This is a genomic window from Candidatus Cloacimonadota bacterium, from assembly GCA_011372345.1.
In the GTDB taxonomy this organism is placed as follows: domain Bacteria; phylum Cloacimonadota; class Cloacimonadia; order Cloacimonadales; family TCS61; genus DRTC01.
Genome location: DRTC01000151.1, coordinates 1 through 9171 on the forward strand (window position 1 = coordinate 1; position 9171 = coordinate 9171).

Below are 9171 nucleotides of genomic sequence, written 5' to 3' on the forward strand. Positions count from 1 at the left end.
ACATCTCCCAGTTACTAGAGGATGGAGCTTAGTGTATTTGGCATTAGTTCTCTGGGTAGGATATGGGTTGAATAGACTTGGGATTATTTAGTAGGTTAGGAAAATAAAGTGTAAAGAAAAAGTGTATAGTTTGTAAGATGAATTATACAATATTGTATAATCGATTATACGGACGGATAGACTTTAATCAAGATAAATTAGTATTTGAGATCAGAATTTGTGAAAATATCGGATCAACACAAAATATCCGGAAAGGTTTTTCTACGCAGGAGAAAAGGAACGATCAAATATTAACCATCGAATTCATTCGATGGAAAAAACTCACAATGAAAAAAAGACTTCAGTCGGTATGGAACGGAATGAATTCCGATTTGATGTCGTTCTCTTATCTGCCACTCATTGAAATGAATGGTTAATATTTGGAATTTCTTGTAGATATCAATTTGGCAAATTGCTTTACAGCTCATATTCCTTGATCTTCGAATATAATGTCATCCTGGTCATTTTCAGGATTTTAGCTGCTCTGGTCTTATTTCCCCCTGTTTCCTTCAAAACTTTCTTTATCATTTCGGATTCGATCTGTTTTTTCATTTTCTGGGCAATTTCTTTAGGTGACAGACCATTTTCAACATCCGCCTGAAAATCGCTCTTTTTATCGCATTCAGATGAATTGAACATGATATTTTCTACATCTATATATTCGGAATCAGACATGAGAACAGCTCTTCTCATCATATTTTTCAGTTCCCGAACATTTCCCGGATACTGGTATTCTAATAATCTTTTTACTGCATTCGGAGATAATCCGAGAATATTTTTATGGAGTTCTTTATTAGCTTCATTGATAAAATAATCTGCCAATAAAGGAATATCATCTTTTCTTTCATTTAAGGTCGGAAGATGCATCGAGAACTCATTGAACCTGTGAAAAAGGTCTTCCCTGAAATTTCCCGAACGAACAGCATCGGAGAGATTCAGGTTCGTGGCTGCAATTATCCTGACATCGATATCAATAGATTTTGTCCCGCCGATCTTACGCACCTTTTTTTCCTGCAGAACGCGTAGGAGTTTTGCTTGAGCAGAAGTCGGAAGATTCGTGATCTCATCGAGGAAAAGAGTCCCTCCGTTTGCCAGTTCGAATTCACCTTCTTTGCGGGAAACCGCTCCGGTAAAAGCTCCTTTTTCATATCCGAATAATTCACTTTCCATAAGTGTATCCGGAATAGCTCCGCAATCGACTGCAATAAAGGGAAAATTTTTGCGAGGACTATTCTGATGGATCAGGTTGGCAAAAAGTTCTTTTCCAGTACCGCTATCACCTTGAAGAACAACCGTCAATTGAGTCGGAGCAACGATCTTGACCTGTTTGATAATATGTTTAATCGCATTGCTCTGACCGATCACATTGGAAAAATCATATCTGTTATCCAATCTCGATTGTAATGACTTTACTTCCTGCTGAAGATTAGAGGTCATCAAAGCATTCCTCACGGAAATCTTCAGCTCTTCCCCATTGATCGGTTTTGTCAGGAAATCAAATGCACCTTTTTTGATTGATTCGACTGCTAATTTTACTCCCCCGTAGGCAGTTATCAAAATTACTGGAAGATGAGGACTCTCTGATTTGATTTTCTCGAGAAGTTTAACTCCGCTGATCCCGGGTAACCTGACATCCTGGAAAACAAGGTCAGGAATATATTCATTGATAAGTTTTAATCCTTTTTCTCCTGTTTCTGCGGATTCAATTCTATAATGCTCTTTCTCCAAGTGATATTTGATCAAAGTTACGACAGAAGGATCATCATCGATGATCAGTATTTTTTTTTCTAATCTTTTCATTTTTTAGAATTTCTCCAATTTTTTTCACCAGTTTATTAGGATCAAACGGTTTTACAATATACTCCTTTGCTCCTAATTTTAATCCTTTTTTTATATCTTCGTGCTCACTTTTACAAGAAATGATAATTATGGGTATATCTCTTGTTTTTTTATTTGTATTCATTTTTTCGATCAGTTTATATCCGCTCATTTCAGGCATGTCCAGATCTGTTAAAATTAATTCCGGCAGAAAATTATCGATATGTTCTAATGCTGATCGTCCATTATCAACTGAAAAGACCTTATAACCTGCTTTTTTCAGGTTATATTCGAGCAGGCTTTTGATATTGATATCATCATCAATGATCAGGATCTTTGCCATTATTAGACTCTCTTTTTGGGTAAAGTAAAATAAAAATCAGAACCTTTGCCCGATTTACTTTCTACCCATATTTTACCATGATGCGACTTGATGATCTCTTTTGCAATTGACAATCCAAGTCCGGTTCCAATGATTTTATCCTGCGAATTACCGGCTCGGTAGAATTTATCAAATATTTTCCGGATCGAAATTTCAGGTATTCCAACTCCATTATCTGATACTTTAACTTCCACTTGATCGTGTTTATCTTCGATGAACAGTTTTATTGTTCCCTTTTCAGGAGTGAACTTAACCGCATTTGACAGTAAGTTCATAATGACCTGGTAGATATTATCGCGATCACAATTCACGATCGAAAGAAAAGCAGGAAAGTTTTTTTCAATTTTGATATTTTTCTTATCTGCGAGAGGTTTGATGTTGGATACAGCCAAATTGAGAATTTCCACAATATCCGAATGTTGAAATTTCATTTTAACGGAACCGCTTTCGATCTTTGAAATATCCAACAGGTTTTCAATTAACCGGGTCAATCTATCGCTTTCATTATTGATGATCTCTAAAAATTCTTCCCGTGTTGTTGGTTCCATATCTTTATCTGTTAGAATTGTAGTAGTGAATCCTTTGATAGAAGCCAAAGGAGAACGAAGTTCATGCGAAACATGAGATACAAAATCGGATTTCATTTTCTCGATTTCTTTCTTTTGAGTAATATCTCTCTGAAAAGAGACTACAAACATGGTTTTCCCAGGTTTATCATAAACTACAGAAAATGAGCAGTCCATGATCAAGACAGTGCCATCTTTACATATAAATTCAGCTTCCAGGTTCGCATTGTTATTCTTTTTGAGCTCATTATACTTTTGAGAAAATAATTCATTATATTTTGTCGGAAAAATCTCATTAATTTTTTTCCCGATCAATTCATTTCCTTCATAACCGGATTTTCTGATCGTTTCAGGATTCACCTGTAAAATCCTATATTCGGAATCCATAATAATGATGAATTCCGTAGCGATCTCAAAGAGAGAACGAAATCTTTCTTCACTAATGCGTAAAGCATCTTCTGCTGCTATTCTTTCATTAATTTCCTTTTTCAGATCGATGTTCTGCAAACGGTAAATTTCAGCTTCTTTTTCTTTTCTTTCTGTTTCATAAATAGTTCTCATTTCAGATATCTTTTTTACACTTTCCTCGGAAAAAACTTCATCTTTGATTTTTGAATACTTCTTAAAATTTTCTAAAGCTGTTTGGAAATTTTCCTGTAATGAATTCAGATCTGAGAGAGTTAAATAAATCTCCTGCAGAAGTTCTTTCGAATTTATTTCATCCGCAATTTGCAGGCTTTTTTCAAAATGTTCTGATGCTTTGGAATATTGATGATCATTTTGTAATAACATTCCCATATTCTTTAAACATAAAGCAATTCCAAACCTGTTGTTGATCTCGGTTTCAAATTTCAAGGCTCTTTTAAAATGATTCAATGCCTGCTTATTATCACCAAGTCCTGCATAAACATCTGCAATATTGTTCAAGGTTGCGGCAATGCTGCTTTTATCTCCGGTTTTTTCCAGGGAGTTAAGAGAATTTTGGAAGTTTTCAAGTGCTTTTTTGTAATTTTTCTGATCAAAATAAATTGCTCCGATATTGTTGAGAGCATTTGCTTCTCCCTGCAGAAAATCAATGTTCCTGCAAATATCTAAAGACCTTTGAAAAAAATCGAGAGCATGATCATAATCTGTTAATTTCATATATAAAATTCCGATATTATTAAGAGAAGAAGCAATACCTTTTTCATCTTTCGTATCTTCATAAATTTTCAGTGATTTAAGGTGGAATTTCAGTGATTTGTCATAATTGCTTAAGCTCTGATAAACATTCCCGATATTATTCAAGGTAACGGCAATATTTTTCTTGGAATTTATGGCTTTAAAAATCGCTAAAGATTCGTGGTGAGATTCCAATGATTTTTCATAATCACTTAAGTTCCAGTAGGTTATCCCGATATTATTCAAAGCATTGGCAATTTCTTCTTTATTATTTGTTTTTTGAGAAAGAGCAAGAGCTTTCTGATAATATTCAAGAGCTTTGTTAAAATCATTAAATCTTATGTAAGTATCTGCAAGATTGTTAAATAAGTTAAGATTTTCAGTGAAGTTATCGCTCAGTTTATCCTTTACTTTTTCCATCTGCTTTTTCCCGGATCATGCAATTTTTTCAGTTCCATAGATGCAAGATCGATACCAGTTTTATATGAACATTCCCTGAATAAATTTAATGCTTTCTCAAAATTTCGTTCTGCTTTTTCAGGCTTTTCCTCCTCGATCTCTACTGTTGCCCAATTAAAAAATGCTTTTCCTTCTCCCTCTTTATCTCCAACTTCCGTTAATAATCGTTGTTGATTCTGATAATATTTTATTGCCTGATCATATCTTTTATTATATTTTTCGATATTTCCCAAGTTTCCAAAAGCATGTGCAATTCCCTCTTTATCACCGATTTTTTCCTGTATCTTCAGGTTTTCAAGGTAAACATTTTTCGCCTGAGTTATTTTACCTTGTTTAAACAGAACATCTCCATATAGTTCATTAGCATAAGTCAAACCATGCATATCGGAAATCTGCAGACATATTTTCTTACTTTGAATAAGATAAATGATCGCTGATTCATAATTATCCAGCCGAAAATATGATTCACCGATGTTATATAAGATCAATCCTTCCTGAAGCTTATTTCCAATATCCCGGGCAATCTCCAGACCTTGTCGATAATACTTTAACGCAGTTTCAACCTGACCTTCGATCGCATAAATGGTAGCGATATTGGCGATTATTTTACTGTTCGCACTTCGATTTCCAACTTCTTTTGCGATCTTGAAAGCCTGTTGATAATATGTCATGGCTTTTTGCCTGTTTCCCATCCTCGAATAGATCACTCCCAGATGGTGAAGAGAACGCTGGATCAGCAATTTATCGTTACTTTTTTTAACAAATTCATAATGCTCCTGGAAGGCTGATAAAGCTTCTTTATAATTTGCTTTATTGAGATAATATATCCCGATAATATTTGTTAACATACTTTCAAATTTGGTTTGTTTTTTTTCTTTGAAATAGCTTTTCAAGAACTTCACTTTTTCTTCAAATTCTTCCGACTTGTTTAAGAACCGTAAGGCATCGATATAAAGAAGTTCTAAATAATTTCTGTAATAATCCGTATTTATACGATTTATAGTCTTTAAATAATAATCGATAAGATCGCTGTAATTTTCTCTCGATGTAAAAACTTTTGCCCATAAAAAGTAAAATTTATCCTGGAATTCTCTTGTCGGGAAATTGTCTGAATTTAAAGCTTCCAGTTCTTTTCTGGCTTTATCTGTTTGATTCAGAAGCAGTAACAGTTCGATCTTATTCAAAATTGCATTTTGTGCTGTTCGTTGATTTTTAGTTCTTAATGTATTCTTTTGACAGATTAAAATTAATTGCTCGAAATAATTTATAGCAGATTCATTATGATAAAGCTTTTTTGCATAATTTCCAGCTTTCTCAAAATATAAGATCGCTTTATTGTCTAACTTTGCCTTTTGATAATTGAATGCAAGATCAGCAAAATATTCGTTCAGATTATGGTGATAGATTTCTTCCATCGATTCTGCTGCTAATCTGTGAAGATGTTTCAGTTCATCTTCTAATATCGTTTGATAAATACTGTCCCGGATGGTGTTGTTCTTAAATTCATTTTCAATGGAAGTCAGCGAATACCAGAGATTCTCCTGTTTCCCCTTATCCAGCAGTTGATCAACATTTTTATTAGACATCATCGAGCTGAGCACGCGTACAGTGAACTTATTTCCTAAAATCGATGCTTTTTTTGTAGCTTCTTTCATTTCAGGAGTAAGTTTACTGATTTGTGAGGAAATTATAACATTCGGATCATCCGGAATTTCTGATCCATCTATGAGAAGATTTTGATTGCTGTCCAGAAGATCATTTTTCTGCAGGAAGTGAACAACCTGCTCGATCAGAAAAGGATTACCTCTGCTTCTTTCCCTGATCAGATCAAGAGTTTTATGGGGAATCGGAAGAGCTTTTTGTTGTTCTAAAAAGAGAAGACTTTTTGTCAATTCTTCGGTTTCTTTAGCGTTTAGAGGATGCAGAAGGATTTTATTTTGTGGAATATCCGGTTTGTCTAAAGGAGATTTTTTATCAGTTAAGCAGGACAAAGAAATAATAATTATTGGATATTCATCGATGTTTCTAACAAATGTTTCCAGAAAATGTAAAGTATCATCATCAATATACTCAGCGTTTTCAAGAACCATTACCACAGGTTTTTCCAGAGCAGTGATCTTGAATAGATTTTTTAAAGCAAAGAGTGTATTTTCATAAATTATCCGGGGATCGAGATGTTTAAAGTATGAATCATCTAAGTCAAGACCGATCAAAGAGCTGAGTAGAAATTTAGTTCGGATCAATTCATCATCTAAATTCTTATCTACCAAATTTTTTGTTAATTCTCTGATCTTCTTTTGGAATTCCAGTTTATTTCTTTCATCGGATTGTATTTCGGATTGATTGAAAAAATCGAATAAAAAACATTTTATGGGATTAAAGCTTTTTTTCAGGTTTTTATCACAAACCAAATAAAACCAATTTAAATTGTTCAAAGATTTTGAACTCTGAATTTCCCTGACAAATGTGCTTTTTCCAATTCCGGCTTCACCTTGGATATGAACAATTCCACCGAATTTTCTTTTTTGGAATGAACTAAGCGGTTCAAAATAATGATAAAGTTTATTAAGTTCTTCCTTGCGACCGATAATTTTTGTTTCGTCTTTCATATTTTCATCTTTTTTATTTTTGGAAAATAAATTTCAAATACGGATAAAAGCGTCAAATCATTTTTACAATTTATCCAGAACTCACCGACTAAAAGAAAAAAATCATTTTTTCTCAAAATGGATTAGGGATTGGATTAAATTTCTTCTTGCTTCTCTCAATCTCCCTCTTTTTTCAAAGAGAGGATCAGGGTGAATTCATATTCTCATCAAAAAGAGAAGGATATTTATAATGAGCAGGTTCTCGGAACAAGTTCCGAGCTACAAAACAGAAAATGACAGCAATTTACTTCATCTTGAAACTAATCGGAATGCCATTAACTCCGATCACATAATAATATTTATCGGGATCACAAATTTCTCCGATCCAATTTAAAGTTCGAATTCCAGATTCTTCCAGATCCCAATTTTCAGAAGATTCATACGGATCATCTGATGAATAAATACTGTAGGAAATCGAATTTTCTGCTTCATCCCAGCTAATTTCAACAGAATCAGGATCGATGGAAATCAGAATGTTTTCGGGAATAGAAGGTGTTCCAATCTGATGAAAATAGAATGCTCCCATATCTGCGACTGTTCCATCCGGATCATCATCACCGGTTCCGGAATCGATACAGGGAGAATCCCAATAAAGGAAAAACATATAATTAGTCTCATCTACAAATGACGGATCTTCATCGATATTTCCGGTTCCGGTATAACCTCCTTCGATATCGTTATATTCGACTGTCAGGTTTGAATTCGTTGCCTGAATTGGATAAGTCGTCTCCCAGATGATATTATTATAAAGATAGGAATTTGTCGAATCTGCATCAAAAGCGTAATCATAAGAATAAATAGTATTATTATAGAAAGTTAATGTATCAAGATCATTTCCCGAAAAAGCTATGGAATTTGTAACAAAATCTTCAAGATAAAAAAGATTATAACCGATTTCAGTATGGTCGGTTATTTGATCAAATATCAAAGCTGAATCGCAATTCACAAACTCATTTTCGGATAGCAAACCGGTTATATCTCCTGAAAATTCCAATCCGATAAACGAATCTCTGGTGTTTTCAGTACTATTACGGATCCTGCAATTAGTTAAAGTTGGTGTTGAAGTAGAACCGCTGTTATTAGTGATTTCTCCACTCTTGTAGTAATCATTAAGATCACAGTTATCGATTTCAGCAGAAACAAATCCTTCAATATTGATTCCTGTTGTTTCAGTTCTTGTATTTTCCGTGCTGTTTCGGATGCGGCAATTGGTCAGAGTGGGAGTAGATTCCGTTCTGCTCACGGAATTGAAAATATCGACTCCTGTCTCGTAACCGATGATACTATCAGCTACTACTTCAATATTGATGATGTCTTCCAGATAAATTCCGGTTAAAAGCTCAACTTCACGAGGACGGGTATTTTCCGTACTGTTCCTGATCCGACAGTTCGTTAAGGTTGGTGTATCTGCGGTAGAACTTCCTGTCCCGATATAATTCACACCATAAGGATAATCTTCGATAAAAGTTTCATCCATTTCCAGAGCAACCAATCCTGAAATATTGACTCCGATCTCTTCTGTTCTCGTCTGCTCGGTGCTGTTGCGGATGCGGCAATTGGTAATGGTTGGAGTAGAAAGGATCGGTTCGGAATTCTCGATTTGAACTCCGATAGGATAACCTTCGATCGTGCAGTCATCGATCAAAGTACTGATTTCATCGATTATGGAAACTCCAACCGAAGCTGTATCCCGAACTGCAATCGTATCATAAAGGATAGAAACATTATGCATCGAAGCGAGCATCCCGTCGAGTTTAACACCTCCGGCAGCATTATGGATATTTACGAAATTCAAATGAGTTTCGCGAGGAAAGGGAACATCTTCTTCCATACTGATCCCTTTCCAGCTAGAATTATTTTCATGGGGACCTATGAATATCGGATTCCCGGAATTTCCGGAAGCATTCAGAATACCATGAACATAAAAATGATAATTCCCTGAAAATAAGATGTGAACACCGCCTTCAATGAACAAACTTTCTCCTGCCTGAACGAAGATGTCTCCATCAACAACATAAGGTGCATCGACAGTATTCCAGACTCCGCTTACAGGACCGGAAACATGAGTATAACTTTTAACTACAAGATAAGGAGAATC

4 protein-coding genes are annotated in these 9171 nt (G+C 34.8%); all 4 read right to left on the reverse strand.

Annotated features, from left to right (window positions below):
• Positions 1–456 precede the first annotated feature (456 nt).
• The 4 genes from ENL20_02895 to ENL20_02910 are packed head-to-tail and all read right to left on the reverse strand — an operon-like array spanning position 457 to position 7034.
• A complete protein-coding gene (locus ENL20_02895) occupies positions 457–1839 on the reverse strand; it encodes a sigma-54-dependent Fis family transcriptional regulator (GenBank protein HHE37503.1) in 1383 nt (460 codons plus the stop codon).
• Positions 1802–2200 (reverse strand): response regulator, encoded by a 399-nt coding sequence (locus ENL20_02900; protein ID HHE37504.1) that lies wholly within the window; start codon positions 2198–2200, stop codon positions 1802–1804. The genes ENL20_02895 and ENL20_02900 overlap by 38 nt, the downstream gene beginning before the upstream one ends.
• Before the next feature lie 2 nt (positions 2201–2202).
• Complete coding sequence (locus tag ENL20_02905) at positions 2203–4386, reverse strand: tetratricopeptide repeat protein (protein HHE37505.1); 2184 nt, start codon at positions 4384–4386, stop codon at positions 2203–2205.
• The gene (locus tag ENL20_02910; GenBank protein ID HHE37506.1) at positions 4374–7034 is read right to left on the reverse strand and encodes a tetratricopeptide repeat protein; all 2661 of its coding nucleotides are present in this window, start codon (positions 7032–7034) and stop codon (positions 4374–4376) included. Before ENL20_02910 ends, ENL20_02905 begins: the two co-directional genes overlap by 13 nt.
• Between the last annotated feature and the right edge of the window lie 2137 nt (positions 7035–9171).

Excerpts from the sequence above, each read along its gene's own strand:
- ENL20_02895 (HHE37503.1), bottom strand. The coding sequence starts at position 1,839 with ATGAAAAGATTAGAAAAAAAAATACTGATCATCGATGATGATCCTTCT.
- ENL20_02900 (HHE37504.1), bottom strand. The coding sequence starts at position 2,200 with ATGGCAAAGATCCTGATCATTGATGATGATATCAATATCAAAAGCCTG.
- ENL20_02905 (HHE37505.1), bottom strand. The coding sequence starts at position 4,386 with ATGGAAAAAGTAAAGGATAAACTGAGCGATAACTTCACTGAAAATCTT.
- ENL20_02910 (HHE37506.1), bottom strand. The coding sequence starts at position 7,034 with ATGAAAGACGAAACAAAAATTATCGGTCGCAAGGAAGAACTTAATAAA.